Here is a 24,743-nt window from a genome sequence, read left to right on the forward strand (position 1 = left end):
TTCACGCCGGCACGTGCCGGCAGGAAGGAGACACACCATGGAGCTCCACGTGTGGGAGGCCCCGGAGTTCGAGGAGATCGGGGTCGCTCCCGAGGTGACGATGTACGTCGCCCAGATGGACGACTGATCGACCACTGATCGCGGAGGGGCGCCGGAGCGATCCGGCGCCCCTTCGCGGCGTTTCGGTGCCCCCGCTCCTCGGCTGACCCACAGGAGATCCGATGACCGTCGAGCAGACGGAAGCGCGGCCCGCGGCCAAGCGCTGGCTCTGCGAAATGTGTGGGTTCATCTATGATCCGGAGGAGGGAGACCCCGACAGCGGCATCCCTCCCGGGACGCCCTTCGAGGACATCCCCGACGACTGGATGTGCCCGATCTGCGGCGCCGAGAAGGCGGACTTCCGCGAGGTGGAACCGGGCGAGTTCCCGGAGATGTGAGGATGCTGCATACATGATCACCGGGTACGGCCACTTCGCCCAGCTCGCGGAATCGCTGCAGTGGGACGAGAACGCCATCGACCTCACCGCCGACACCGAGGCCTTCCCGAAGCTCGACCAGGACGAGTACGACCAGGTCCTGGGCCTGCTCGCCGGCTTCTGCATCGGCGAGACCTCCGTGGCCACGCACCTCACGTCCTTCCACGCGGCGGCGAGCAGCGACGACAAGATGGCCGAGGTCTTCCAGGCCCAGGCCCGTGACGAGGCCCGCCACGCCCGCTTCTTCGACCGCGTGGTGCGCGAGGTCTGCGGCGTCCCCGGGGCGAACATGACCGAGCGGGTCGATCACCTGCGCGACCGCGTGAGCCCGGACCTCGTCGAGCTGTTCGAGGAGCGCCTCCCCGCCATCGCGGAGCAGGTCGCCCAGGACCACGAGAACCTCACGGCCGCCGTCGGGCTGTATCACATGATCCTCGAGGGCGTGGTGCTCACGGCCGGTCAGCACGCGCTGCTCGAGACGCTCAAGGGCCTGTCGGTGAAGATGCCCGGCGTCGTCAAGGGAATGGAGCTGGTGCTCCGCGACGAGCGCTGGCACATCGGGTTCGGCTCGCGCATCATCCAGAGCGCGGACGTCGTCGACGACGAGATGGAGGAACTGCTCACGCAGGGGACGAAAGCGGCGTCGGCGTGGGGCGACCTCATCGCCCAGGACGACATCGCCCATGTGGAGCATCTCCACCAGCGCCGACTCAAGTCCGTCGGCATCAAATTCTGGTGATCTCGCGCGCTGCTGCGGCCGCGCGCGGCAGGTAACGTCGATCTCGAAGTGATCGAGAGGAGGTGGCAGCAATCATGGAGTCGCTCTCCGTCTGGGAGACCCCCGAGTTCGAGGAGTTCGGTGTCGCCCCCGAGGTGACCATGTACATCGCTCAGCTCAGCGACTGACGACTGACTGACGACAAGTGCGACAGGGGCGTCGGAATGCTTTTCCGGCGCCCCTGTCGCCGTCGTGACGCAATGTGGCGCAATGGTGCGGAGGAGGACGAACGGCCATGTGGCTGCGGGTGCTCGGCGCCGGCGCGGGCGGCGGTTTCCCCCAGTGGAACTGCGGGTGCCCCGGCTGCCGCGCGGTCCGGGCCGGCTCGCGTCCCGCCCACCCGCGGACGCAGTCGTCGATCGCCGTGAGCGCCGACCGCCGCACGTGGTTCCTCGTCAACGCCTCCCCCGACCTGCGCGCGCAGATCGAGGCGTCCCCGGTCCTGCGGCCCCGCAGCAAGCGCGACAGCCCGATCGCCGCCGTCCTCGTCACCGACGCCGAGCTCGACCACACCATGGGCCTGCTGCTGCTGCGCGAGGGCCCGGGCATCGAGCTCCACGCCACCGACGCGTCGTTCGAGACCCTGCGCCACGGCACGGGCTTCCTGACGACGCTGGAGCGCTACACGCAGGTCACGGCGCGGCGCGTCGTCCCGGGCGACACCGTCGCCCTCGGCGAGGGCCTGACGTACACGGCGTTCGACGTGCCGACGGTGAAGAAGGCCCGGTTCGGGGGCACCGAAGACGTCGGTCGCGTGGTGGGCTACCGCTTCACCGACACCGCCACCGGGCGGACCGCGGTGTACCTGCCCGGCGTCCAGGAGGTGACCCCCGCCGTGCGCGAGGAGCTGGCCGCCGCCGACGTCGTGCTGGTCGACGGCACGACCTGGACCGACGACGAGATGATCCGCCTGGGCCTGGCCTCGAAGACCGCCCATGACATGGGCCACATGGCCGTCGACGGGCCGGACGGGAGCCTCGCGGTGCTGGCCGGGCTGCCGGCCGAACGCAAGATCTACGTGCACATCAACAACACGAACCCGATGCTGCTCGAGGACTCCCCCGAGTACGCGACGGTCGCCACCCGCGGGGTGGAGATCGCCGTCGACGGGCTCGAGGTGGAGGTCTGAGGAGCGGCATGACGGTCACCCACGCGCCCAACGGCACCGGCACCGACGCGGGTCCGGCGACCGCGGTCGGCCCCGAGGCCCTGGTGGAGCGGCTGCGCTCCCAGGCCACGCGCTACCACAGCGAGCACGACTTCCACGTGCGCATGAACGCCGGCGAGCTCTCGCCGGAGCAGATCCGGGGCTGGGTGGCCAACCGCTTCTGCTACCAGGAGGCGATCCCGCGCAAGGACGCCGCGATCCTCGGCAACTGCCCCGACCGCGAGATCCGCAAGCGCTGGATCCGGCGGATCACGGACCACGACGGCACCGACACCACGGAGGGCGGCATCGAAGCGTGGCTGCGGCTCGGCGAGGCCTGCGGCGTACCCCGCCACGAGATGGAGGACGGCCGGCACATCGTCCCGGGCGTGCGCTTCGCGGTGGACGCCTACGTGACGTTCGCGCGCACGCGGCCCTGGGTCGAGGCCGTCGCCTCGTCGCTCACCGAGCTGTTCGCGCCGGGTCTCATGGCCGAGCGCCTCGCCGCGTTCGAGAAGCACTACACGTGGATCGACCAGGCCGGCCTCGACTACTTCCGCAACCGGCTGCACCAGGCGCCGCGCGACTCCGAACACGCGCTGGAGATCGTCAAGGAGCACTGCCGCACCGTCGAGTCGCAGGAGTCCGCCGTCGCCGCGCTCGCGTTCAAGAACGACGTGCTCTGGAGCATGATGGACGCCATTGACAAGGCCTACCCCTCGTGACCAGCACGGTCCCGCGCACCGGGCGGCCGCACCTCGCCCGGTTCGTCAAGACGCGCTACGACAGGTCCCGCGAGCGCCAGGTGCTGCTCGGACCGGAGACCGTCGTGGTGCTCAACCCCACCGGCGCCGACATCCTCGGGCTCTGCGACGGCACGCGTACCGTCGCCGAGATCGTCGAGGAGCTCGGCCGCCGGTACGACCGCGTCGTCGACGACGAGGTGGAGGCGTTCCTCTCCAAGCTCGTCAGCCGGCGCTGGGTGGAGATCGACCATGGTTGACGGCCCCCTCGGCGTGCTCGCCGAGCTCACGCACGCGTGCCCGCTGTCGTGCTCGTACTGCTCCAACCCGCTGGAGCTCACCAAGCGCTCCGAAGAGCTCTCGACCGACGAGTGGCGCCGCGTGCTCGACGAGGCCGCCGACCTCGGCGTGCTGCAGAGCCACTTCTCCGGCGGCGAGCCCCTGCTGCGCCGCGACCTCCCCGACCTCGTGCGCCACGCGAGCGGGCTCGGGATGTACACGAACCTCGTCACCAGCGCGATCGGCCTGTCGCGGCCGCGCGCGGAGGCACTGCGCGACGCCGGCCTCGACCACGTCCAGGTCAGCATCCAGGCCGACGAGCCGGTGCTCTCCGACCGCCTCGCCGGCATCTCCTCGTTCGACAAGAAGATCGAGGCGGCCCGGCTGGTCAAGGAGCTGGGCTGGCCGCTGACGCTCAACGTCGTGCTGCACCGGCAGAACATCGACCGGATCGCCGCCATCCTCGACTGGGTCGAGGAGCTGGAGGCCGACCGGGTCGAGCTCGCCAACACCCAGTACTACGGGTGGGCCCTGCGCAACCGCGAGGCCCTGCTGCCCAGCCGCGAGCAGCTCCGGCACGCCGAGAAGGTCACCCGCGAGGCCCGCGAGCGCCTGCGGGGGCGCACCGACGTCATCTACGTCATCCCCGACTACTACGCCGAGTACCCCAAGCCGTGCATGGGCGGCTGGGGCTCGCGCCAGCTCGTCGTCGGGCCCGAGGGGAACGCCTGGCCCTGCCTGTCCGCCCACGAGCTGCCGCTGCCGCGGGCCAACGTGCGCGAGCACGACCTCGCGTGGATCTGGCGGGACTCGCCCTTGTTCTCGGAGTTCCGCGGCACCGACTGGATGCCCGACCCGTGCCGCAGCTGCGACCGCCGCGAGGTCGACCTCGGCGGCTGCCGTTGCCAGGCGTTCCAGCTCACCGGCGACATGTACCGCACCGACCCGGTCTGCGTGCTCTCCCCGGACCGCGGGCTGATCGACGAGGCGGTCACGGCCGCCAACGACCCGGCGGCGGTGCCCGCCGGTGGGACCGCGTCCGAGCCGGTGCTCGTCCCGATGCCGGCCGTGCGGCCCCACCGCGCCGACTGAGCCGCTCCGACCGAGAACGCGCCTCCCGTCCTTGCGGACGGGGGCCGCGTGCAGTACTCAGGTCCGGTGTCCGTGGTCGCGATCACCTTCGTCATCGTCGCCCTGGCGGAGGTGGCGGACACCAGCGGACTCGTGACCCTCGTCCTCGCCACGCGCTTCCCGGCACGCTGGGTGCTCCTCGGCGTCTGTGCCGGGATGCTCGTCCACGTCGGCATCGCGGTCGCGGCGGGCAGCCTCGTCGGTCTCCTGCCCGAGCGCCCCCTCGAGGCGATCCTCGCCGTGATGTTCCTGCTCGGCGCGTTCCTCACGATCCGCGAGGGCATGGAGGACGACGACGATGACGATGACGACGACGAGGAGCGCGAGGCCCCGCGGACCCGCTGGGCCGTCGTCGCCACCGCGTTCGGCATCACGGCGCTCTCCGAGCTCGCCGACCCCTCGCAGATCCTCACCGCGACCCTGACCGCGCAGTACGACGACCCGCTGCTCGTCGGCATCGGCGCGCTGCTGGGCCTCTGGGCGGTCTCCGCGCTCGCCGTCTACGGCGGCAACCGGCTGCGCCAGGTCGTGCCGGTGAAGTGGGTGGCGTGGGTCGCGGGCGGGATCATGGTGGTGCTCGCCGTGATCAGCGCGGTCGAGGCGATCCGGGGCTAGAACAGCCGTGATCCCCCTCGTCGAGTTCGTCCTCGGCGTCGCCGTCCTCGTCTACAGCGCCGAGAAGCTCATCGGCCACCTCGTCGGGGTGGCGAGCCGGTGGGCGATCTCGCTCTTCCTCGTCGCCGTCGTCTTCACCGGCATCGAGGTCGACGACCTCGCGTTCGGCCTGGCCCTGGGCCTCGAGGACCTCCACGAGGTCGCGCTCGGCACCGTCATCGGGACGACGATCGCCATGCCCGGCCTGGTGCTCGCCGTCGCGGCGATCGTCGCGCCCACCACCGTCGCGGTGCCCCGGGACTACCTCGGCCTCTACGCGGGCGCGCCGCTGGTGATGTACGCACTCGCGCTCACGGGGACGCTGAGCGCCGCCGCCGGTGTCGTGCTCCTCGTGCTGTTCGCCGCGTTCGTCGGCTGGGTCGCCCTGCGCGAGTACGCCGCGCGGCGCCCCGTGTGGCGGGACGCCGCGCTCTACGAGCAGATCGACCGGGTGACGCTCGGGGGCGGGGTGGCGTCGCGGCGGGGGCGCGGAGACCCCACCGGGCCCCGCGGAGACCCGCCGGCCGGCCACCGGATCGACGAGGGCTTCCTGCGCGCCCGCCAGCACTCCCCCACCGGCACCGTCGCGCTCGCGGTGCTCGCCCTGGCCGGGCTCGTCGTCGGCGCCGCGGTCGCCGGGGCGGGCACCGAGGGCCTCCTGGAGCAGTTCGCCGTCGAGGGCACGGTCTTCGGCGTCACCATCGCGACGCTGGCCCTGTCGCTCGAGGACCTCCTGCTCACCGTCGAGCCGGCCCGCCGCGGCGCGCCGGAGATCGCCGTCGCGAACGTCGTCGGCAGCGTGGTGTTCTCGGTGACCGGCAAGCTCGGGATCCTCCTGCTCGCCGGCGGCGCGATCGCCGTGACGCCCGAGGTCGTGCGGTGGCACCTGCCGGTGCTCGTGCTGATGACGGCGGCGTCGGCGGTGATGCTCGCGAGCGGGCGGCTGCGGCGCCGCCACGGTCTCGTCCTGCTCGCCGCCTACGTCGCCTACTTCGTGGTCAGCCTGGTGTTCTTCGGCGGGGTCCCGGTCGGGGACTGACCGTTTCCGCCCCCGACCGGGACGCCGAGCTCAGGCCGCGATCGACCCGTGCGGATCGATGACGTACTTCTTGGCGACGCCGGAGTCGAACTGCGCGTAGCCCTGCGGCGCGTCGTCGAGCGAGATGACGGTCGCGTTGACCGCCTTCCCGATCTGGACCCGGTCGCGCAGGATCGCGTTCATCAGCTGGCGGTGGTAGCGCATCACCGGGCACTGGCCCGTGGTGAACGAGTGCGACTTCGCCCAGCCCAGGCCGATGCGGATCGACAGGCTGCCGACCTTGGCCGCCTCGTCGGCGGCCCCCGGGTCGCCGGTGACGTAGAGCCCCGGGATGCCGAGCTTCCCGGCCGCGCGGGTGATCTCCATGATCGAGTTCAGCACCGTCGCCGGCTGCTCGTGCGCGGAGTCGGCGCCGTGGCCGCGCGCCTCGAAGCCCACCGCGTCGACGGCGGCGTCGACCACCGGCTCGCCCAGGATCTGCTCGATCCGGTCGGGCAGGGCGCCTTCCTCGGACAGGTCGATGGTCTCGGCGCCGATGGCGGTGCGCGCGTGCTCGAGGCGCTCCTTGTTCATGTCGCCGACGAGCACCGCCGACGCGCCCAGGAGCTGCGCCGACGCCGCCGCGGCGAGACCGACGGGCCCCGCGCCGGCGATGTAGACCGTGGACCCCGTGGTGACGCCGGCCGTCACGCAGCCGTGGTACCCGGTCGGGAAGATGTCCGACAGCATCGTCAGGTCGAGGATCTTCTCCATCGCCTGCTCGCGGTCGGGGAACCTCAGCAGGTTCCAGTCGGCGTACGGGACCATCACGTACTCGGCCTGACCGCCCTGCCAGCCGCCCATGTCGACGTAGCCGTAGGCCGAGCCGGGGCGGTCGGGGTTGACGTTGAGGCAGACGCCGGTGTGCCCCTCCTTGCACATCCGGCAGCGTCCGCACGCGATGTTGAACGGCGTCGAGACCAGGTCGCCCTGCGCGATGAACTCGACGTCGCGGCCGACCTCGACGACCTCGCCGGTGATCTCGTGGCCGAGGATCAGCCCCGGTGGCGCCGTCGTCCGCCCGCGCACCATGTGCTGGTCGGAGCCGCAGATGTTCGTGGCGACCAACCGCAGGATCACCCCGTGCGGACACTTGCGCCCGATGTTGGCGGGGTTCACCCCCGGCCCGTCCCGCAGCTCCAGGGTCGGGTACTCGATGTCCTGGATCTCGACCTTCATCGGCTCGATGTAGGCGACAGCCTTCATGGGTGCGCTCCTCGGTGAACGTGTCGCTGACGTGCCGATTCTCGAACGCCTGGTGATCCAGATCACTCGCGCCGTGGCAGGAGGAGATCCGGGGCCGAACGGGGGTGCGTCAGTGCTGGGTGCCGGAGGCCCAGTCGTGTTCCGCGAGATGCGTTCGTTCGGCGGGTAGCTCGAGGTAGTGGTCGAGCGCCGCGAGGAGCTGGGCCGGGTCGGCGTCGAGCCCGGCGAGGGGCAGGACGAGCGTGCGCCGCCCGCCCGGGCGGTGACCCGGGGTGCTCAGCCGCTCGAGCAGGGGGCCGGCGTCCGGGAGGCCCTCGACGTCCAGCGCGATCCGGCGCGGGCGGCCGTCGGGGCGCTCGGACCCGTGCGAGCGGACGGACGTCACGTGCTCCCACGGGACCACGAGGCGCCCGTCCCCGATTTCCACCGCGTGCCCGGTCAGCGCGATCTCGCCCAGGCGCCGGGAGCGCGCCACCTGCGCGGGGCCGTCGGGGCGGTGGACCAGGCGCAGCCCGCGCCCCTCCCGCGTCCTGGCCAGGGTGGCCACGGCGAGGACGACCCCCACGACGACGAGGCCGACGCCGACCCACGCGGCGGGGTTCATGGCGTTCACGGCACCCCGGCGAGCACCAGCACCGCCGTCGTCACCCCCGCCCCCACGACGAGCCCGGCCACGACCTGCGTCACCGTGTGCGCGCGGAGCACGAGGCGCGCCCAGCCCACCACCGGGACCGCGAGCCACGACAGCGCCCACCACCCGCCGCCGAGCAGGGTGAGCACGGCCGCCGCCGCGGCCACGACGGCGACGTGGAAGCTGACCTTCCAGACCAGGGTGATCGCGGTGGCGACGGCGACGGTCACGAGCACCGCGATCTGCAGGGCGGTGATCGGCCGGGGCGCGCCGGCCACGAGCAGGACCACCACGCCGGTCGCGACGGACGCCGCCGCCAGCCCCAGGGGCACGGCGCGCTGCTCGCGCTCGCGCAGGTGGTGGTCGGTGTAGCGGCCGGACCGCACCCCGCGGTCGACGATGAAGGCCGGGATCGCCACGGTGAACAGCATCCCGACCAGCGACCACGCCACGCCCGCGGGGCCCGCTGCGAGCGCGCCGACGACCGGGTAGAGCACGGCGAGCAGCAGGGTCGGCGAGGTCGCCGTGGTGACGCGCGCGGCGGCGCGCTGCGCGGGAGTGGTCACCTCGGCGGCGGTCACGCGCCGTAGCCTAGGCGCCTGCCCCCGAGGAGGTATCCGTGAGTCGCGACGCGCAGCTCGTCCTCGCCGTCGTCACGGCGCCGCCGGGTCGCCTGCTGCTCGTGCACCGGCCCGGGGAGATGCCGCCCGCGGTGCTGCCCGGCGGGCGCCCGCAGGCCAAGGAGTCCCCGGGGGCGACCGCCGAGCGCGGGTGCCTCGAGGAGACCGGGGTCGCGATCCGCGCCGGGCGCCAGCTCGGGCGCTTCAACCACGACGGCATCGCGACGATCTACGTCGCCGCGAGCCCGGTGCACGAGGTCGACCCCGAGGAGATCCCCGACAGCGTGCGCGCCGGGTGGTATCTCCACGACCAGGTCGACCTCGTGCTCCCGAACCTCTGGGCCCCGGTGCGTCACCACCTGGAGAAGACGATCCGGAGGCGCTGAGTCACACGGGGAGGACCGTCGGCACGATCATCGGCCGGCGACGGTAGGTCTCCCCCACCCACTTGCCGACGACGCGCCGCACCGCCTGCGCGATCCGGTGGGTGTCGGTGATGCCCTCGGCCTCGGTGCGCGAGAGCTCCATCTCCACCAGCGAGACCACGTTCTCCAGCGCCTTGGGGTCGTCGGAGAACCCGCGCCCGGAGATCTTCGGGGCCGAGACCGCGCGTCCGGTGCTCGCCTCGACGGCGACGGTGATCGCGATGAACCCGCCCTCGCCGAGCACCATGCGGTCCGAGAGCGTCGACTCGCCGACGTCGCCGACCTGGTTGCCGTCGACGTAGACGTGGCCGACCTCGACCCGCCCGCTGATCGCCGCGCGCCGGTCGACGAGGTCGACGACGACCCCGTCCTCGGCGATGACGACGTTCTCGACGCCGGTGCGCCGGGCGATCTCGGCGTTGGCGCGCAGGTGGCGCCACTCGCCGTGCACCGGCATGACGTTGCGCGGCCGCAGCGCGTTGTAGAGGAACATCAGCTCGCCCGCGCTCGCATGACCGGAGACGTGGACCTTGGCCACCCCGGAGTGCACGACCTCGGCGCCGAGGCGCGTGAGGCCGTTGATCACGGCGAAGACCGCGGTCTCGTTGCCCGGGATGAGGCTGGAGAGCAGCACGACGGTGTCGCCCGGCGTGATCGTGATCTGGCGGTGGTCGCCGCGGGCCATGCGCCCGAGCGCCGACAGCGGCTCGCCCTGCGACCCCGTCGACACCAGCACGACGTCCTTCTCGGGCATCGCCAGCGCGTCGTCGAGGTCGACGAGCAGTCCCTCGGGCACGTGGAGCAGGCCGAGGTCGGTCGCGATGCCCATGTTGCGCACCATCGAGCGGCCGGTGAAGCAGACCTTGCGCCCGTGGTTGGCGGCGGCGTCCAGGATCTGCTGGACGCGGTGCACGTGGCTCGCGAAGCACGCGACGATCAGGCGGCTCGGGGCCTTGCGGAACACGTCGTCGATCACCGGGGCGATGTCGCGCTCCGGGGTGACGAAGCCCGGGACCTCGGCGTTGGTCGAGTCGACGAGCAGCAGGTCGACGCCCTCGTCGCCGAGCCGGGAGAAGCCGGCGAGGTCGGTGAGGCGCCCGTCGAGGGGCAGCTGGTCGAGCTTGATGTCGCCGGTGTGCAGGACGGTGCCGCCCGGCGTACGGACGGCGACCGCCAGCGCGTCGGGGATCGAGTGGTTGACGGCGAAGAACTCGCAGTCGAACGAGCCGTGGTGGTTGCGCTCGCCCTCGCGGACCTCGAGCAGGTGCGGGGTGAGCCGGTGCTCCCGGCACTTCGCCTCGACCAGCGCGAGCGTGAACCGCGACCCCACGACGAGCAGGTCCGGGCGCTGGCGCAGCAGGAACGGCACGGCGCCGATGTGGTCCTCGTGCCCGTGGGTGAGGACCAGCGCGTCCACGTCGTCGAGACGGTCCTCGACGGCGCGGAAGTCGGGCAGGATCAGGTCGACGCCGGGCGAGTCCTCGGACGGGAACAGCACACCGCAGTCGACGATCAGCAGGCGGCCGCCGTACTCGAGCACGGTCATGTTGCGCCCGATCTCGCCGATGCCGCCGAGGGCGACGACGCGCAGCGCGCCCTCCGGCGTGGGCGGCGGGGTGCCCTCGGCGCCCGGCACCGACTGGGTGGGCACGCCGGAGCCGCGGGCGCAGTCGTGGCTCGCGTGGTCCTGCTGCTGGCCTCGCTGCTGGCCCTGCTCGGGACGGCGGGCGGTGGATCGGCTCATCGGGTCGCCCCGGTGGGCGTGTCTCGGGTGGGAATCGGTTCCTCCTGATCACGGGGCACCCGGCGGACCTCGCATCGACGCCGGGTGGGCGGGCAGCCCGCTCCTGGCCCCTCGGATGGGACGGTACAACGCGCGACCGGACGGGCACCGGACCAGGCCTCGCCCGTCACTCGTGCAACAGATCGACGAAGGCGGTGAAGCTCGGCGCCAGTGGCGCGGCTCCGCCGTCGACGTCCCAGAACACGACGGGCGGAGCGTCGAAGTCCGTCCGGTAGGAGAAGCAGAACAGGTCGCCCCCGATGTCCTCCGCGAAGGGGATCACGCCCTTGTCCAGCACCCCCTCGACGGGGAACCGGCGGGTCACGATGTTGCCGAAGCCCTCGGCGAAGTGCAGGAGCCGGGCCACCGCGGTGCCGGCACCGCCGGCCAGGTCCACGGCCGCGGGCACCGGCCGGGCTCCCTGGAGACGCTGGGCCACGGCGAGGAAGTCGCCCGGCAGGTCGACCCGCAGGGCGTCCTCGTGCTCCCGGACGTCGGCGTCGGTCGCCGGCGCGAGGACCACGTCCTGGACCCACTCGACCACTCACAGACCCCTGTCGAGCGCCATCACGGTGGCGACGTCGGCGGGCTCGCCCTCGGGGTGCACGACGCACTCGTCACGCCCCGCCGCGTGCAGCAGCAGCTCGCCGGGCTCCCCGGTGAGGATCACGGTGCGCGGACCGGAGCGCACGGCGTGCTCCGCGCCGTCGGGGCGGCGCAGCGTCACGGCGACCGGGCTCGAGCGGTACGTCAGCCGCCCGAGCAGGCCGACCATCCGCCAGATGGTGCGGTCGCGCGCCTCGTCCGGCGGGCGCGGCGACCACCCGGCCTGGGCCCGGCGCACGTCCTCGTGGTGGATGAAGAACTCCTGCACGTCCACGGCGCGCAGCGGCGGCAGCGCCAGCGGGCTCCAGAACGGCGGGCCCGAGCGCAGCGTGCCCACGAGGTCGCCGAAGTCGCCCCGCGCGACCGCGGCCTGCACGTGCCCGGTCCAGCCCGCGAGCGGCGGGATCAGGATGCCGGGCGCGGCGTCGGGGCGGCGCTCGCGGGTGATCAGGTGCGCGAGCAGGTCGCGCGTGGTCCAGCCCCCGCACAGCGTGGGCTGGTCGGGGCCGAGCCGCAGCAACAGGTCGGCGAGATCGCGGCGCTCGGCGTCGGCGATCTGGGCGGCACTCATGGTCACTCCCTACCCGTTCCGTCGCCGGGGTCTAGCCCTCCGCGACGAACGGGCTCGACGCGACCTCGGATCCGCTCGGCAGACGGCGGATCTCGAAGTCGGCGAACACGTTGGGCACCTCGGCCTGGAGCACCTTCAGGCACGCGATCGCGAGGTCGCGGATCTCGACGTCCGCGTGCTCGCTCGCGCGCATCGCGATGAAGTGGCGCCAGGCCCGGTAGTTGCCGGTGACGACGATGCGGGTCTCGGTGGCGTTGGGCAGCACGGCGCGGGCGGCCTGACGGGCCTGCTTGCGGCGCAGCGTGCGGTTGGGCTCGTCGGCGAAGCGCTCCTCGAGGCCCGCGAGCAGCTTCTCGTAGGACGCGAGGGCCGCGGCGCTCGCCTCGGCGAAGAGCTGGTGCAGCTCGGGGTCGTCCGCGATGACGTCGGGCTCGACCATGGCCGCGTCGCGCTCGGGCACGTAGCGCTGCGAGAGCTGCGAGTACGAGAAGTGGCGGTGGCGGATCAGCTCGTGGGTGAGGCTGCGCGACATGCCGGTGAGGTAGAAGCTCACCGTGCCGTGCTCGAGCACCGAGAGGTGCCCGACCTCGAGGATGTGCCGCAGGTAGCCGGCGTTGGTGGCCGTCGCCGGGTTCGGCTTGCTCCACGACTGGTAGCAGGCCCGGCCGGCGAACTCGGCGAGCGCCTGGCCCCCGTCCGCGTCGGTCTCCCACGGGACCCCGGGCGGTGCGAAGAACTCGGTCTTCGCGATCAGGGTCACCTGAGGCGTCACGGTCTGCGGGGCCACACGCCCACGGTACAAGTCGCCCCCGACGGCGTTCGCCGGCAGCGTACTGACACCACCATGGTGGCGATCACGCCGTCGTGGTGTCACAGTGGTGTCATGGACCTGACACCGTACGTCGCCTCCCTCCGCGACGACCTCGCCGCGGCCGCCGCGGTCGGCGACGAGGCCACGACCCGGGCGGGCTCCTCGCTCGCCGCCGCCCTCGAGCCCGCCGTCCGCCTGGCGCTCATGAACGCCCTGTCCGACCTCGCGGGCGAGGTGTCCGAGCAGCTCGGCGACCGCACCGTCTCGCTGCGCCTGTCCGGCCGCGAGGTGAACGTCGTCGTCGACCGCGATGCCTCCGCCGACGGCAACGGCTTCTACGCCGGCCCCGGCTCCTCGCCGTTCGCCGGGACGCCGGGCGGTGGCCCCGGCTCGCACGGCCCCACCCCGCCGCCCCCGCCCGGGCCCGGCTTCCCCGGCTTCGGCGGGCAGGGCTTCGGGGGGCAGGGCTTCGGGGGCGCCGGCGGCCCGGACGTCGGCGACATCTCGCGGATGACCCTGCGCCTCGTCGACCAGATCAAGGGCCAGGCCGAGAAGGCCGCCGCCGCGCAGGGGATGTCGCTGAACTCGTGGATCGGCCAGGCCGTCCAGGGCGCGCTGCGCCAGCACGGCGGCCGCGGCGGCTGGGACCGGGGCTCGGACCGGGGCTGGGACAAGAACTGGGACGAGAACTGGCGCAAGGGCTGGGACCAGGGGGCGCCGTCGTCCCCGGGTGACAGCGCCCCGAAGGACACTCCGGAGGACAAGCCGAAGGACTCCGGCAAGGACTCCGGCAAGGACTCCGGCGACGACGGCGGCGGGGACGTCTCCGGGTGGGTGCGCGGATGAGTGCCGGCCCCGAGACGACGGCCCGCGAGATCACCGGTGCCGGCGCCGAGCCGGTGACCCTCGACCTCGCCATCGACGCCGGCACCGTGCAGGTGCACCTGGACCCGTGTCCCGAGGACACGGACGGCACGGTGCGGGCGCGCGTCGAGGCCGACCCCGACGCGCCGCCCGGATGGCTGCGCGGGCTCTCGGGGCTGCTCGGGTTCCTGGGCGCCGACCGCACGCCCACCACGCCCGAGGAGCGCGCCGCCGCGGCCGTCGACGCCACCACGCTCGACTGGGACGCCGACGCCCGCCGCATCACCGTGCGCGGACCCGGTGACCTCGCCCTGCGCGGGATCCCGCTCGCCGTCACCGTCCGGGCGCCGCAGGGCACCGCGCTGCGCCTGCGCGCCGGCGCCGCGCGCATCCGGGTCGAGGGGCGCGCCGACGAGGTCTCGGTGCACGGCACCGGGGAGGTCCACCTGGACGAGGTCGCCGGGCGCACCGAGCTCCGCTGCGGCGCCGGCGAGGTCCGCATCGGCCGCCTCGGGGGGCCGCTGCGCATGACCGGCGGGGCCGGCGGGGTGCGGGTCGACCACGTCCTCGCACCCGCCGAGATCAGCACCGGCGCCGGGCGCATCCGGCTCGGCGAGGTGCACGCCGACGTGGCGATCCGCGCCGCCGCCGGTGACGTCCGGATCGCCGACGCCGTGGCCGGCGAGCTCGAGATCGGCACCGGGGTGGGCTCGCTCTGGGTCGGCGTGCACGCCGGCGTCGACGCGCAGGTGGCCCTGCACGCCGCGGTCGGGCGCGTGCGCACCGAGCTGCCGGTGCACGCCGACCGTCCCGAGGAGTCGGCGGGCGGGCCGCTCGCGATCCGTGCCCGCACCGGCGCCGGCGACGTCACCGTCGCGACCGCGAAGCCCCGCCCCGCGCTCGCCCCGGCGACCTGAGCGCCCGCCCGGAATCGAGCGAAGGGCCCCTCCGGTCGATCTAGCCGACCGAAGGGGCCCTTCGCTCAGTACGGGCCGGCGTGCCTAGTCCGAGCGCGCCCCGGTGAGGGTGGCGCCGAGGACGTCGTGGTTCAGCTGCGCGATCGAGGCCAGCGGGATGCCCTTCGGGCACACCTCGTGGCAGGCGCCGACGTTGGTGCAGCCGCCGAAGTCCAGCTCGTCCTGCTTCGCGAGCATGTTCATCGCGCGCGTCGCCCGCTCCGGCTGCCCCTGCGGGAGCAGGCCGAGGTGGGTGACCTTCGCCGAGGTGAACAGCATCGAGCTGCCGTTCGGGCACGCCGCCACGCAGGCGCCGCACCCGATGCAGGTGGCGGCGTCGAAGGCGTCGTCGGCCGAGACCTTGTCCACCGGGATCGCGTGCGCCTCGGGCGCCGAGCCGGTGTTGACCGAGATGTAGCCGCCGGCCTTGATGATCTCGTCGAAGGCGCTGCGGTCGGTGACCAGGTCCTTGATCACCGGGAACGCCTTGGCGCGCCACGGCTCGATGTCGATCGTGTCGCCGTCGTTGAAGTGCCGCATGTGCAGCTGGCACGTGGTGGTGTTCTTCTGCGGGCCGTGCGCGGTGCCGTTGATGACCATCGCGCACGAGCCGCAGATGCCCTCGCGGCAGTCGTGGTCGAACGAGACCGGGTCCTTGTCGTCGACGGTCAGCTTCTCGTTGAGCACGTCGAGCATCTCGAGGAACGACATGTCCGGCTCGACGTCGTCGAGCACGTACTTCTGCATCTTGCCCTTGGCCTCGGGCGAGGCCTGACGCCAGATGCGCAGGGTGAGCTTCACTTGTAACTCCGCTGGCTCGGGTGGACGTAGGAGAACTCGAGGTCCTCCTTGTGCAGCACGGGCCGCTGGTGGTCGCCGCCGTACTCCCAGGCCGCCACGTACGAGAAGTTCTCGTCGTCGCGCTCGGCCTCGCCGTCCTCGGTCTGGTGCTCGACGCGGAAGTGCCCGCCGCAGGACTCCTCGCGGTGCAGCGCGTCCATGCACATGAGCTCCGCGAGCTCCATGAAGTCGGCGACGCGGCCGGCCTTCTCCAGGGACTGGTTGAAGCCGTCGCCCGTGCCGACGATCTTGACGTCGCGCCAGAACTCCTCGCGCAGCGAGGGGATCCGGTCGAGGGCCTTCTCCAGGCCCTCCTTGCTGCGGGCCATGCCGCACTGGTCCCACACGAGCTGGCCGAGCTCGCGGTGGAACGAGTCGACGGTGCGGTGACCGTTGGCCGAGAGCAGCTTGTCGATCCGCTCGCGGGTCGACTCGACGGCCTCGACCACGGCGGGGTGGTCCTCCGGGACGGCGTCGAACGGGGCGTCGGCGAGGTAGTCGGCCACCGTCGTCGGCAGCACGAAGTACCCGTCGGACAGGCCCTGCATCAGCGCCGACGCGCCGAGGCGGTTGGCCCCGTGGTCGGAGAAGTTGGCCTCGCCGCCGACGAACAGGCCCGGGATGGTCGAGCGCAGGTCGTAGTCGACCCACAGCCCACCCATCGTGTAGTGGATCGCCGGGTAGATGCGCATCGGGACCTCGTACGGGTCGTCCCCGGTGATGCGCTGGTACATCTCGAACAGGTTCCCGTACTTGGCCTCGACCGCGTTGCGCCCGAGACGCTCGATGGCGTCCTTGAAGTCCAGGTAGACGCCGAGGCCGCCCGGGCCGACGCCGTGCTCGGCGTCGCACATGTTCTTCGCGGCGCGTGAGGCGATGTCGCGGGGCACCAGGTTGCCGAACGCCGGGTACTGGCGCTCGAGGTAGTAGTCCCGCTCGTCCTCGGGGATCTCGTTGGGCGGGCGGTCGTCGCCGCGCTCCTTCGGGACCCAGACGCGGCCGTCGTTGCGCAGCGACTCCGACATCAGCGTCAGCTTCGACTGGTACTCGCCGGAGACCGGGATACAGGTCGGGTGGATCTGCGTGTAGCAGGGGTTGGCGAACAGCGCGCCCCGCTTGTGCGCCCGCCAGGCGGCGGTGACGTTCGAGCCCTTGGCGTTCGTCGACAGGTAGAAGACGTTGCCGTAGCCGCCCGAGCAGAGGATGACGACGTCCGCGAGGTGCGTGTCGATCTCCCCGGTGAACAGGTTGCGCGTGACGATCCCGCGCGCCCGGCCGTCGACCACGATGAGGTCGAGCATCTCGGTGCGCGGGTGCATCTCGACGGTGCCGGCCGCGACCTGGCGCTCGAGGGCCTGGTAGGCGCCGAGCAGCAGCTGCTGGCCCGTCTGCCCACGGGCGTAGAAGGTGCGGGACACCTGCGTGCCGCCGAACGAGCGGGTGTCGAGCAGGCCCGAGTACTCGCGGGCGAACGGCACGCCCTGCGCGACGCACTGGTCGATGATGTTGAGGCTGACCTCGGCCAGGCGGTGGACGTTCGACTCGCGCGAGCGGAAGTCGCCGCCCTTGATCGTGTCGTAGAACAGGCGGTGGACCGAGTCGCCGTCGTAGCGGTAGTTCTTCGCGGCGTTGATCCCGCCCTGGGCGGCGATCGAGTGCGCGCGCCGCGGGCTGTCCTGGAAGCAGAACGACTTCACGTGGTAGCCGGCCTCGCCCAGCGTCGCGGCGGCGGCACCGCCGGCGAGGCCGGTGCCGACGACGATGACGCTCATCTTGCGGCGGTTCGCCGGGTTGACGAGGCGGGCGGAGAACTTGCGGTCGGCCCAGCGGTCGCCGATCGGGCTGTCCGGCGCGCGGGTGTCGCCGATCGGGTCACCGACGACGTAGCGACCCTCGCCCTGCGTCGCCGTGGGTTCCTGCTGCAACTCGGACATCTGTCACCCCACCAAACCGAACATCACGGACAGCGGCACGATCGCGAAGCCGATCGTGATCACCGCGGCCACGACGAAGGAGAAGGTCTTGAGCGCGTTCTGCTTGAGCGCGCTGTTCTGGCCGAACGTCTGGATGGCCGACCAGAGGCCGTGCCGAATGTGGAACCCGAGCGCCACGACGGCGAGCACGTAGAACAGCGCCACGTACCAGCGGTCGAAGCTCGCCACGAGCTTCATGTAGGCGCTGTCGTCCCCGCCGAGGGGATTCACCGTCCCGGTGGTCAGGTCGAGGATGTGCCAGATCACGAACAGCGCGATGATCACCCCGCCCCAGCGCATCGTGCGGGCCGCGTAGCTGCCCTGCCAGCTCTGCCGGTGCTGGTACCCGATCGGACGCGCCTTCTTCGCCCGGTACCAGAGCGAGAACGCCGCCCACATGTGCAGGACGACGCTGACGGTCAGGACCAGGCGGATGATCCAGAGGACGCCCTCGTACCCGAAGATCGCCTCGCCGATCTCGCGCAGGTGCTGCGAGTAGGCGTCGAAGGCCTCGATCCCGAAGAAGATCTTCAGGTTGCCGATCATGTGGGCGATGACGTAGAGCAGGAAGATCCCGCCGGTCACGGCCATGACCGACTTCTTCCCGACCGAGGTGCCCCACGTCCTCGAGACGATGTTGCGCTGCGGGGTGATGACCACGTGAAAACGGTAGGTCCGCGAGTGACGAAGCGCTAATGCATGCAACACCGTCTTGCCATAGCGTGAAGCTATGGCGATGACCATCAAACAGCTCAGCTACTTCCTCGCTGTGGTGGACACCGGCCGATTCACGCAGGCAGCGGACTTGTGCCGCGTCGCGCAGCCCACGCTGAGCAAACAGATCCGCAGCCTCGAGGAGGACCTGGGCGAGACGTTGCTCACGCGCGGTCACGACAACGTCACACCCACGGCGGCGGGCGAAGCGCTCCTGCCCCTCGCCCGGCGGATCGTCGCCGACTCCGAGACCGCCCGCATGGAGATCGCCGAGCTCGCCGGGCTGCGCAAGGGCCGGCTCCGGCTCGGGGCCACCCCGAGCCTGTGCGTCAGCGTGGTCGCCGACGTGCTCGAGGTCTTCCACGGCCGCTACCCCGGCATCGCCATCCAGATCTCCGAGGGCGGCTCGCAGGACCTCGTCGCCGATCTCCAGCGCGGCCAGCTCGACTGCGCCCTCGTCATCGACCGCACCGGGTCGACGCCCGACCTGGCGCTCACGCCGGTGCTGCGCGAGGAGCTCGTCGTCGTCACCGGGCGTGGCCGGCCGGACCTCGGGGACCACATCGGCATCGCGGAGCTGGCGAACCACCCGCTGGTCGTCAACCGCCCCGGCTACGAGCTGCGCGAGGTGACGCTCGCGGCGTGCGCGGCCGCCGGCGTCACGCCGCGGATCGCCGTCGAGGGCGGCGAGATGGACGCCGTGCTGCGCATGGTGGAACGCGGGCTGGGCGTGGCGATCGTGCCGAGCCTCGTGCTCGCCGGGCACCCGACGCTGCGCGCCACCCGGCTCGACGGCGGCGCGTGGAGCCACCGCACGATCTCGCTGGCGCACCGCACCGACGTCGCCCCGACCCGCGCGGCGCAGGCCTTCCGCGAGGACCTGCTCGCCGTCCTCGCCCGCACGTCACGTACCGGGCACCTGCCCCCCGGCGTGCGCTACGTCCACCCCCCGGCCTTGACGGCCTGACCGAGGGCCGCGGCGAGGTCGCCGCCGCCGTCGACGAGCACGCCCTCGAGGCCGAGCCACTCGGCCATCGTCGCCAGCTCCGCGGCGAGCTCCGCGGCGACCTTGCCCTCGTCGGCGCCCTCCTCGAGGAACGCGCCGGGCACCCGCAGGACCCCGAGCGCCCGGTCGGCCTTGAGGTCGACCCGCGCGACCAGCCGCCCGTCGAGCAGGAACGGGAAGACGTAGTAGCCGTGGGTGCGCTTCTCGGCCGGCGTGTAGATGCCGATGCGGTAGTGGAAGTCGAACAGCCGCAGCGTGCGCGCCCGGAACCAGATGAGCGGGTCGAACGGCGCGAGCAGCGCGCGGCCGGTGACGCGCCGCGGGAGCCGGGTCTCGGGCGTGCGGTAGGCCGGCGCGGTCCAGCCCTCGACCTGCACCGGCACCAGCTCGCCCGCGTCGACGAGCTCGGCCACCGCGGCCTGGCTCTCCGCCGGGGGCAGGCGGTAGTGGTCGCGCAGGTCGGGCTCGGTGGCGACGCCCTGCACCCGCGCAGCGCGGCGGATCAGCTCGCGCATCGACGCGTCGCGCGCGGGGTCGCGGGCGTGGATGTCGGGCGGGACCACGCGCTCGGTGAGCTCATAGGCGCGCCGGAAGCCGCGCCGCGTGCCCGTGGTGAGCTCGCCGGTCGCGAAGAGGTGCTCGCACGCCACCTTGACGTCCGAGCGCTGCCACCAGCCGCCGTAGGCCCGCGCCTTCCGGTCGCCCCCGCCGCCGAGCACCGCCTCGACCTCGCCCGCCTCGAGCGGGCCGTGCTCGGCGATCGCCGTGGTGACCGCGTCGAGGATCTCGGGATGGTCATCCAGGGCGGCGCCGAGCCAGCGGCTGCGCCGCGCGGCGTTGTCGCGCATCCGCCAGCGGAACAGCGGCCACTCGTCGATCGGCAGCAGGCTCGCCTCGTGGACCCAGAACTCGACCATCGTGCGGCGCCGCCGCTGCGCGGGCGTCTGCGGCCAGGCGAGCGCGTCGAGGGTGTCGCGGTCGTACGGGCCGAGGCGGGAGAACAGCGGCGCGTAGTGCGCCCGGACCGCGACGTTCACCGAGTCGAGCTGGAGCAGCCCCAGCCGCTCGACCTCCGCCGCGATCGTGCGCCGCGCGGGCGGCCCGCGCCGCGCCGGACCCCCGAACCCCTGGGCGGCCACGGCCGCGCGCCGGGCCTGCGCCCGCGACATCGTCTCCACGCCGCCGATAGTGCACGAGACCCCCGACATCCTCGGAAGAAACCACCCCGCACCGGCGTTGACCTGGGTAAACAGCATGAGGAGGACCCATGGTCGGGGACCGTGTGGAGATCGTCGTCGACGCCGGTGGCGCGACGCGGACGTGGGAGGTGGAGGCCACCCGGGCCGGGCGGCGCGTGGACATCGCGCACGGCCGGGGCGTGGTCGAGGTCAGCGAGGTGACGCGCGGCGGGACGCCGGTGCGCACCGCGCGGTTCATGTCGTCGCGGGTGCTCGCGCTCGTCGAGCACCCGGCCGGGCAGGCGCGGCTCGCCGACGACGAGCCTCCGGCGCTGCCGTTGCCCCGGCCCGCCTGACACCGCCCGTGAACGGCGGGTGATCGAGCGGCCGCGGACCGCGATCGTGCTGGTCAGCGCGTCGGCGCTGGCCCAGGATCGGATCCGTGGCCCCCTCGATCCCGGACATGATCGCCTCCCTGCGCCGGCCCGCCGACGCCGTGCTCGACCACGTCGGGCCGGGCAGCCAGATCGTGGTCAACTCGTTCAACGGTGAGCCCGCGACGGTGCTCGACGCCCTCGAGGCCGCCGGCGACCGGCTGGACGGCGTCCGGGTGCACCAGATGCTGGCGCCGCGCCCGCGGCCGTCGATCGAGGGCAAGATCCCGGGGCTGCGGCACGTGTCGTGGTTCCTCTCCCCCGCGACCCGCGAGGCGTTCCGCGCCGGCCACTGCGACCTGGTGCCGAACAACTTCAGCGACGTGCCGCGCCTGCTGCGCCGGGCCGCGCCGGACCTCGTGATCGCGTCGGTGTCGCCGCCCGACCGTCACGGCTACTTCTCGCTGGGCACCGACGCGACGTACACCGCCGCGTTCATCGGCGAGGTGCCGTTCTTCGTCGAGGTCAACGACCGGATGCCGCGGACCTTCGGCGCCAACCAGCTGCACGTCAGCGACGTCGTCGGCTGGTGCGAGGCCGACCGCCCCCTGGTGGTGCCGCCGGGCCCCGAGGTCACCGACCGCGACCGCGCCATCGCCGGGTTCGTCGCCGAGCGCATCCCGGACGGCGCGACGCTGCAGATCGGCATCGGCGCGGTGCCCGACATGGTGCTCGCCGCGCTCGGCGACCACCGCGAGCTGGGCGTGCACACCGAGGTCTTCGGCACCGGCTTCGTCGACCTCGTCGAGGCGGGCGTCATCACCGGCACCCGCAAGGCCACCCACCGCGGCAAGATCCTCACCACGGCGAGCCTCGGCACGCAGCGGCTCTACGACTTCGTCGCCGACAACCCGGGCGTCGAGTACCACCCCGTCGACTACACCAACGACCCGTGGCGGATCGCCCGCGAGCCCCACTTCCGGGCGGTCAACGCGACCCTGGAGGTCGACTTCCTCGGCCAGTGCGCCTCGGAGTCGCTGGGCAGCCAGTACTTCTCGTCGTCGGGCGGCCAGCCCGACTACGCGCGCGGCGCGATCATGTCCGAGCACGGCGCCGCGTTCATCGTCCTGCACTCGGCGACCCACGACGACACCGTGTCGGGCATCGTGCCGCAGCTGCAGCCGGGCGCCGCCGTCACGACGTTCAAGAACATCGTCGACCACGTGGTCACCGAGTACGGGGTCGCCGAGCTGCGCGGCGCGACGATCGCGGAGCGCACCACGCGGCTGATCGCGATCGCGCACCCGGCCTTCCGCGACGAGCTCACCGCGCAGGCCCGGACGCTGGGGTACCTGTGACGGCGCCGCGTGTGCCCCTGAGCGACGAGGACCGGGCCATCCTCGACCTCGAGTGCCCCACCGTCGTCGGCCACGTGCTGCACGCGGCGATGCTCGTCGGCGCGCCGGTGACGGCCGCCGAGCTGCGCGAGCGGATCGCCGCCCGCCTGCCCGGCGCGCCCGAGCTGCGGTACCGCCTCACCGAGCTCCCCGGGGGTCCGGCCTGGGTGCCCGACGCAGACCTGGACCTCACCCGCCACGTCGTCGACGCCCCCGACGGCCCCTACGACGACGCCGCCCTGCGCGCGCTGATCGCCGCGCGGTTCGCCCGGCACCTCGACCGCTCCCGGCCCTTGTGGGCGATCGACGTGGCCCCGCTGGCCGGCGGCGGCACGGCGCTGCTCTGGCGGGTGCACCACGCGCTGGCCGACGGGGCGACGATGACGCGGCTGTCGCACACGGTGCTCTACGACGAGGCTCCCCCGGCCGCCGCGCCGACCGTGCTCCGGGAGGACCACGAGCGCCGGCGCGCGCACCTCATGGGCGTCATCTCCCGCGAGTTCACGGTCGGGCCGGGCCGCTCCCCGTTCGACGGCGCGATCTCGACGCGCCGCGACGTCGCGTTCGTCGACACCGACCTCCCGGCCCTGCACGCCACCGCGAGGTCGGCCGGGGCGACGGTGAACGACGCGTTCCTCGCGGTGCTCGCGGGCGGGCTGCGCCGGTGGGTCGACCACCACGCGGGCACCGTCACCGACCTGCGGGTGCGCGTCCCGGTGAGCCTGCCCCGCGAGGACCCGTCCGCGGGCAACCGCGACTCGGCCTTCGACCTGCCCCTGCCGATGCACGTCACCGACCCCGTCGAGCGCCTGCGCGCCGTCCACGAGCTGACGACGTGCCGCAAGGACGCCCGCGACGCCGCCCTGCTCGACGACCTGCTGCACCGGCTCGCGGAGGTCTCGCCCCCGCTACGGCGCGTCTGCGACCGGCTGCGCGCCTCCGCCCGCGCGTTCACCGTGAGCGTGTCCAACGTGCCCGGGCCCCGCACGCCCGTCGCGGTGCTCGGCCGCCGCGTCCGCGCGACCTGGCCGCTGGCCGAGATCGGCTTCCACCACGCGCTGCGGGTCACCGCCGCGTCGATGGTCGACGTGCTGTCGTTCGGCGTGTGTGTCGACCCGGGGCTCGTCCCCGACGTCGACGTGATGGCCGACGGCCTGCGCGCCGAGGCCGACCTGCTCGTGGCGGCCTGTCAGGTGAGACCGGCGAGCCGGTCGGCGGCCTCGCGGTAGCGGCTGACGGCGACGAGGTGGATGCCGTCGACACCCGCCTCGCGCAGGGCGAGGGCGTGCTCGCAGGCCGCGTCGACGCCGGCGGTGTCGTCGTGCTCGAGCGCGCCGGTGAGCCCGTCGGGGAGGTCGAGGTCCATGCCCTCGGCGACCCCGCGGGCCATCCGCGGCCCGGTCGGGACGAGGACGCCGGCGCGCACCGGCTGGGTCAGGTCGGCGTGGCGCTCGCGCCAGTCGGTGACGGCCGGCACCGAGAACGTCGGCGCGAGCCACACGACGTCGGCGTCGCGCTTCCAGCGGGGCAGGTCGCGGTCCGGGTCGGCGACGACGCCGAGCGTCAGAGGGGTGTCGTGCTCCTCGGCCAGCGACCGGGCCTCGCGCAGCATCGCGCCGACCGTGAGCGGGCCGTCCTCGGCGTCGTCGTCCGGGCGGTCGCCGCGCAGCAGCAGCACCTCGTGCACGCCGAGGGCGAGCAGGCCGAGCAGGTCGCGGCGCAGCCCGAGGGTGTTGCGGTCGCGCGCGTTGAGCACCGCGACGGTCTCGTGGCCACGGCGCCGGGCCTCGGCGGCGACGACGAGCCCGGCGACCGCGGCGCGTCCCGTCGCGTTGTCGGGCACGAGGAAGCGGGCGGCGACGGGCGCGAGCGCGTCGAGCTGGCGGCCGATCGGCGCGAGGTCCGGGCGGTGCGGGACGTCAAGCTCGGCGGAGATGTCGAGGGTCATGAGACCTCGGTCAGCGCCCCGCTGTCGACGTCGTAGACGAAGCCGCGGACGGCGTCCGTGTGCAGGAGGAACGGGCTGTTGCGTACCGCCGCGGCGGAGTCGCGGACGTCCTGCTCGGTGTCGGGGAACGTTCCGGGCGTCCAGGTGGGCTTCTGGCCGGTGTCGGCCTCGAGCTCGGCGACGAAGTCGTCGTCGGTGAACGTCGCCATGCCGCACCTGGTGTGGTGGAGCAGCACGACCTCGCGGGTCTGCAGCTTGCGCTGGCTCACCGCGAGCGAGCGCAGGACGTCGTCGGTGACGACCCCGCCGGCGTTGCGGATGACGTGCGCCTCGCCGTCGCCGAGGCCCAGGACGCGGTACACGTCCAGGCGGGCGTCCATGCAGGCCACGACGGCCACCCCGCGCGAGGGCGGCCCGGGCAGCCCGGACTTGTCGAACCCGGCCGCGAAGCTCTCGTTCGCCGCCAGCATCTCGTCGGTCGCGGTCATGCGTCCTCCCTGCGGGGTGTCGCCGATGTCCGGTGTTCTCCTACCCGCTGCGGGGTGCGGGCTGCG

At 73.1% G+C, this 24,743-nt stretch carries 30 protein-coding genes; 17 read left to right on the top strand and 13 right to left on the bottom strand.

All coding sequences use genetic code 11. The features are described from left to right. Positions 1 to 37 precede the first annotated feature (37 nt). The 10 genes from pqqA (WCD58_RS04595) (at position 38) to WCD58_RS04640 (ending at position 6,247) form a co-directional block, all read left to right on the top strand. The gene (gene pqqA / locus WCD58_RS04595) at positions 38 to 127 is read left to right on the top strand and encodes a pyrroloquinoline quinone precursor peptide PqqA (protein WP_133825024.1); all 90 of its coding nucleotides are present in this window, start codon (positions 38 to 40) and stop codon (positions 125 to 127) included. 94 nt (positions 128 to 221) lie between these two features. Further along, on the top strand, positions 222 to 437 hold the full coding sequence (gene rd, locus WCD58_RS04600) for a rubredoxin (RefSeq protein WP_274281002.1): 216 nt from the start codon (positions 222 to 224) through the stop codon (positions 435 to 437). Positions 438 to 450: 13 nt separating this feature from the next. Next, positions 451 to 1,215, top strand: coding sequence for a ribonucleotide-diphosphate reductase subunit beta (locus WCD58_RS04605; RefSeq protein WP_337699948.1), 765 nt, complete (start codon positions 451 to 453; stop codon positions 1,213 to 1,215). 74 nt (positions 1,216 to 1,289) lie between these two features. Then, entirely contained in the window at positions 1,290 to 1,382 is a 93-nt protein-coding gene (gene pqqA, locus WCD58_RS04610) for a pyrroloquinoline quinone precursor peptide PqqA (RefSeq protein ID WP_337699951.1), read from the top strand. A gap of 107 nt (positions 1,383 to 1,489) precedes the next feature. Further along, positions 1,490 to 2,383: a pyrroloquinoline quinone biosynthesis protein PqqB gene (gene pqqB / locus WCD58_RS04615; protein WP_337699953.1), complete on the top strand. Its 894-nt coding sequence runs from the start codon at positions 1,490 to 1,492 to the stop codon at positions 2,381 to 2,383. An 8-nt stretch (positions 2,384 to 2,391) separates the two neighbouring features. Then, positions 2,392 to 3,126 (top strand): pyrroloquinoline-quinone synthase PqqC, encoded by a 735-nt coding sequence (gene pqqC, locus WCD58_RS04620; RefSeq protein ID WP_337699956.1) that lies wholly within the window; start codon positions 2,392 to 2,394, stop codon positions 3,124 to 3,126. Continuing rightward, the gene (gene pqqD / locus WCD58_RS04625; RefSeq protein WP_337699958.1) at positions 3,123 to 3,404 is read left to right on the top strand and encodes a pyrroloquinoline quinone biosynthesis peptide chaperone PqqD; all 282 of its coding nucleotides are present in this window, start codon (positions 3,123 to 3,125) and stop codon (positions 3,402 to 3,404) included. The genes pqqC and pqqD overlap by 4 nt, the downstream gene beginning before the upstream one ends. Then, entirely contained in the window at positions 3,397 to 4,515 is a 1,119-nt protein-coding gene (gene pqqE, locus WCD58_RS04630; RefSeq protein WP_337699960.1) for a pyrroloquinoline quinone biosynthesis protein PqqE, read from the top strand. The genes pqqD and pqqE overlap by 8 nt, the downstream gene beginning before the upstream one ends. Before the next feature lie 66 nt (positions 4,516 to 4,581). Continuing rightward, a complete protein-coding gene (locus WCD58_RS04635; protein WP_337699961.1) occupies positions 4,582 to 5,169 on the top strand; it encodes a TMEM165/GDT1 family protein in 588 nt (195 codons plus the stop codon). Positions 5,170 to 5,176: 7 nt separating this feature from the next. Next, entirely contained in the window at positions 5,177 to 6,247 is a 1,071-nt protein-coding gene (locus WCD58_RS04640; protein ID WP_337699963.1) for a sodium:calcium antiporter, read from the top strand. A gap of 30 nt (positions 6,248 to 6,277) precedes the next feature. Here the strand turns inward: WCD58_RS04640 and fdhA are convergent, their stop codons facing one another. The 3 genes from fdhA to WCD58_RS04655 form a co-directional block, all read right to left on the bottom strand. Then, the gene (gene fdhA / locus WCD58_RS04645; protein ID WP_337699965.1) at positions 6,278 to 7,492 is read right to left on the bottom strand and encodes a formaldehyde dehydrogenase, glutathione-independent; all 1,215 of its coding nucleotides are present in this window, start codon (positions 7,490 to 7,492) and stop codon (positions 6,278 to 6,280) included. Positions 7,493 to 7,601: 109 nt separating this feature from the next. After that, positions 7,602 to 8,096 carry a hypothetical protein gene (locus WCD58_RS04650; RefSeq protein ID WP_337699967.1) on the bottom strand — a complete coding sequence of 165 codons (495 nt, stop codon included), beginning with the start codon at positions 8,094 to 8,096 and terminating at the stop codon, positions 7,602 to 7,604. Between the two features lie 5 nt (positions 8,097 to 8,101). Then, positions 8,102 to 8,704 carry a phosphatase PAP2 family protein gene (locus WCD58_RS04655; protein ID WP_337699969.1) on the bottom strand — a complete coding sequence of 201 codons (603 nt, stop codon included), beginning with the start codon at positions 8,702 to 8,704 and terminating at the stop codon, positions 8,102 to 8,104. A 38-nt stretch (positions 8,705 to 8,742) separates the two neighbouring features. Between WCD58_RS04655 and WCD58_RS04660 the strand changes: the two genes are divergently transcribed. Further along, positions 8,743 to 9,129: an NUDIX hydrolase gene (locus tag WCD58_RS04660; RefSeq protein ID WP_337699972.1), complete on the top strand. Its 387-nt coding sequence runs from the start codon at positions 8,743 to 8,745 to the stop codon at positions 9,127 to 9,129. A gap of 1 nt (position 9,130) precedes the next feature. Here WCD58_RS04660 and WCD58_RS04665 read toward each other — a convergent pair whose 3' ends face one another. The 4 genes from WCD58_RS04665 to thyX form a co-directional block, all read right to left on the bottom strand. Further along, on the bottom strand, positions 9,131 to 10,912 hold the full coding sequence (locus WCD58_RS04665; protein ID WP_337699974.1) for a ribonuclease J: 1,782 nt from the start codon (positions 10,910 to 10,912) through the stop codon (positions 9,131 to 9,133). 166 nt (positions 10,913 to 11,078) lie between these two features. Then, positions 11,079 to 11,495, bottom strand: coding sequence for an SMI1/KNR4 family protein (locus WCD58_RS04670; protein WP_337699975.1), 417 nt, complete (start codon positions 11,493 to 11,495; stop codon positions 11,079 to 11,081). Further along, positions 11,496 to 12,128 carry a TIGR03085 family metal-binding protein gene (locus WCD58_RS04675; protein ID WP_337699977.1) on the bottom strand — a complete coding sequence of 211 codons (633 nt, stop codon included), beginning with the start codon at positions 12,126 to 12,128 and terminating at the stop codon, positions 11,496 to 11,498. It lies immediately after the preceding gene. A gap of 31 nt (positions 12,129 to 12,159) precedes the next feature. Continuing rightward, positions 12,160 to 12,915 carry an FAD-dependent thymidylate synthase gene (gene thyX / locus WCD58_RS04680; protein WP_337699979.1) on the bottom strand — a complete coding sequence of 252 codons (756 nt, stop codon included), beginning with the start codon at positions 12,913 to 12,915 and terminating at the stop codon, positions 12,160 to 12,162. 96 nt (positions 12,916 to 13,011) lie between these two features. Between thyX and WCD58_RS04685 the strand changes: the two genes are divergently transcribed. Continuing rightward, the gene (locus tag WCD58_RS04685) at positions 13,012 to 13,785 is read left to right on the top strand and encodes a toxin-antitoxin system HicB family antitoxin (protein WP_373696180.1); all 774 of its coding nucleotides are present in this window, start codon (positions 13,012 to 13,014) and stop codon (positions 13,783 to 13,785) included. Then, on the top strand, positions 13,782 to 14,720 hold the full coding sequence (locus WCD58_RS04690) for a DUF4097 family beta strand repeat-containing protein (RefSeq protein ID WP_337699980.1): 939 nt from the start codon (positions 13,782 to 13,784) through the stop codon (positions 14,718 to 14,720). The genes WCD58_RS04685 and WCD58_RS04690 overlap by 4 nt, the downstream gene beginning before the upstream one ends. A gap of 84 nt (positions 14,721 to 14,804) precedes the next feature. Here WCD58_RS04690 and WCD58_RS04695 read toward each other — a convergent pair whose 3' ends face one another. The 3 genes from WCD58_RS04695 to WCD58_RS04705 are packed head-to-tail and all read right to left on the bottom strand — an operon-like array spanning position 14,805 to position 18,232. Then, positions 14,805 to 15,560, bottom strand: coding sequence for a succinate dehydrogenase/fumarate reductase iron-sulfur subunit (locus tag WCD58_RS04695; RefSeq protein WP_337699982.1), 756 nt, complete (start codon positions 15,558 to 15,560; stop codon positions 14,805 to 14,807). After that, a complete protein-coding gene (locus WCD58_RS04700; RefSeq protein WP_337699984.1) occupies positions 15,557 to 17,533 on the bottom strand; it encodes a fumarate reductase/succinate dehydrogenase flavoprotein subunit in 1,977 nt (658 codons plus the stop codon). Before WCD58_RS04700 ends, WCD58_RS04695 begins: the two co-directional genes overlap by 4 nt. Positions 17,534 to 17,536: 3 nt before the next feature. After that, positions 17,537 to 18,232: a succinate dehydrogenase cytochrome b subunit gene (locus WCD58_RS04705; protein ID WP_337699986.1), complete on the bottom strand. Its 696-nt coding sequence runs from the start codon at positions 18,230 to 18,232 to the stop codon at positions 17,537 to 17,539. Between the two features lie 76 nt (positions 18,233 to 18,308). On the opposite strand from WCD58_RS04705, the gene WCD58_RS04710 reads away from it, so the two are divergent. Next, complete coding sequence (locus WCD58_RS04710) at positions 18,309 to 19,253, top strand: LysR family transcriptional regulator (RefSeq protein WP_337699988.1); 945 nt, start codon at positions 18,309 to 18,311, stop codon at positions 19,251 to 19,253. Here the strand turns inward: WCD58_RS04710 and WCD58_RS04715 are convergent. Beyond that, complete coding sequence (locus WCD58_RS04715) at positions 19,223 to 20,461, bottom strand: winged helix-turn-helix domain-containing protein (protein WP_373696189.1); 1,239 nt, start codon at positions 20,459 to 20,461, stop codon at positions 19,223 to 19,225. The two genes, WCD58_RS04710 and WCD58_RS04715, sit on opposite strands and share 31 nt — an antisense overlap. A 98-nt stretch (positions 20,462 to 20,559) precedes the next feature. On the opposite strand from WCD58_RS04715, the gene WCD58_RS04720 reads away from it, so the two are divergent. From WCD58_RS04720 to WCD58_RS04730, 3 genes are all read left to right on the top strand, one after another. Beyond that, complete coding sequence (locus WCD58_RS04720) at positions 20,560 to 20,826, top strand: DUF8836 family protein (protein WP_337699993.1); 267 nt, start codon at positions 20,560 to 20,562, stop codon at positions 20,824 to 20,826. An 86-nt stretch (positions 20,827 to 20,912) separates the two neighbouring features. After that, positions 20,913 to 22,202 (top strand): acetyl-CoA hydrolase/transferase family protein, encoded by a 1,290-nt coding sequence (locus tag WCD58_RS04725; protein ID WP_337699995.1) that lies wholly within the window; start codon positions 20,913 to 20,915, stop codon positions 22,200 to 22,202. Between the two features lie 11 nt (positions 22,203 to 22,213). Further along, positions 22,214 to 23,470 (top strand): wax ester/triacylglycerol synthase domain-containing protein, encoded by a 1,257-nt coding sequence (locus WCD58_RS04730; protein ID WP_337699997.1) that lies wholly within the window; start codon positions 22,214 to 22,216, stop codon positions 23,468 to 23,470. On the opposite strand, the gene WCD58_RS04735 is transcribed toward WCD58_RS04730, so the two are convergent. Continuing rightward, entirely contained in the window at positions 23,431 to 24,189 is a 759-nt protein-coding gene (locus tag WCD58_RS04735) for a hypothetical protein (RefSeq protein ID WP_337699999.1), read from the bottom strand. The genes WCD58_RS04730 and WCD58_RS04735 overlap by 40 nt on opposite strands. Beyond that, positions 24,186 to 24,677 carry a beta-class carbonic anhydrase gene (locus WCD58_RS04740; RefSeq protein WP_337700001.1) on the bottom strand — a complete coding sequence of 164 codons (492 nt, stop codon included), beginning with the start codon at positions 24,675 to 24,677 and terminating at the stop codon, positions 24,186 to 24,188. Before WCD58_RS04740 ends, WCD58_RS04735 begins: the two co-directional genes overlap by 4 nt. Between the last annotated feature and the right edge of the window lie 66 nt (positions 24,678 to 24,743).

The organism is Actinomycetospora flava (assembly GCF_037400335.1).
GTDB classification, from domain to species: Bacteria; Actinomycetota; Actinomycetes; order Mycobacteriales; family Pseudonocardiaceae; genus Actinomycetospora; species Actinomycetospora flava.

Coding starts and splice junctions, on each gene's coding strand:
- pqqA (WP_133825024.1), top strand. CDS start 38: ATGGAGCTCCACGTGTGGGAGGCCCCGGAGTTCGAGGAGATCGGGGTC.
- rd (WP_274281002.1), top strand. CDS start 222: ATGACCGTCGAGCAGACGGAAGCGCGGCCCGCGGCCAAGCGCTGGCTC.
- WCD58_RS04605 (WP_337699948.1), top strand. CDS start 451: ATGATCACCGGGTACGGCCACTTCGCCCAGCTCGCGGAATCGCTGCAG.
- pqqA (WP_337699951.1), top strand. CDS start 1,290: ATGGAGTCGCTCTCCGTCTGGGAGACCCCCGAGTTCGAGGAGTTCGGT.
- pqqB (WP_337699953.1), top strand. CDS start 1,490: ATGTGGCTGCGGGTGCTCGGCGCCGGCGCGGGCGGCGGTTTCCCCCAG.
- pqqC (WP_337699956.1), top strand. CDS start 2,392: ATGACGGTCACCCACGCGCCCAACGGCACCGGCACCGACGCGGGTCCG.
- pqqE (WP_337699960.1), top strand. CDS start 3,397: ATGGTTGACGGCCCCCTCGGCGTGCTCGCCGAGCTCACGCACGCGTGC.
- fdhA (WP_337699965.1), bottom strand. CDS start 7,492: ATGAAGGCTGTCGCCTACATCGAGCCGATGAAGGTCGAGATCCAGGAC.
- WCD58_RS04650 (WP_337699967.1), bottom strand. CDS start 8,096: ATGAACCCCGCCGCGTGGGTCGGCGTCGGCCTCGTCGTCGTGGGGGTC.
- WCD58_RS04665 (WP_337699974.1), bottom strand. CDS start 10,912: ATGAGCCGATCCACCGCCCGCCGTCCCGAGCAGGGCCAGCAGCGAGGC.
- WCD58_RS04675 (WP_337699977.1), bottom strand. CDS start 12,128: ATGAGTGCCGCCCAGATCGCCGACGCCGAGCGCCGCGATCTCGCCGAC.
- WCD58_RS04685 (WP_373696180.1), top strand. CDS start 13,012: ATGGACCTGACACCGTACGTCGCCTCCCTCCGCGACGACCTCGCCGCG.
- WCD58_RS04690 (WP_337699980.1), top strand. CDS start 13,782: ATGAGTGCCGGCCCCGAGACGACGGCCCGCGAGATCACCGGTGCCGGC.
- WCD58_RS04700 (WP_337699984.1), bottom strand. CDS start 17,533: ATGTCCGAGTTGCAGCAGGAACCCACGGCGACGCAGGGCGAGGGTCGC.
- WCD58_RS04710 (WP_337699988.1), top strand. CDS start 18,309: ATGACCATCAAACAGCTCAGCTACTTCCTCGCTGTGGTGGACACCGGC.
- WCD58_RS04715 (WP_373696189.1), bottom strand. CDS start 20,461: ATGTCGCGGGCGCAGGCCCGGCGCGCGGCCGTGGCCGCCCAGGGGTTC.
- WCD58_RS04720 (WP_337699993.1), top strand. CDS start 20,560: ATGGTCGGGGACCGTGTGGAGATCGTCGTCGACGCCGGTGGCGCGACG.
- WCD58_RS04735 (WP_337699999.1), bottom strand. CDS start 24,189: ATGACCCTCGACATCTCCGCCGAGCTTGACGTCCCGCACCGCCCGGAC.
- WCD58_RS04740 (WP_337700001.1), bottom strand. CDS start 24,677: ATGACCGCGACCGACGAGATGCTGGCGGCGAACGAGAGCTTCGCGGCC.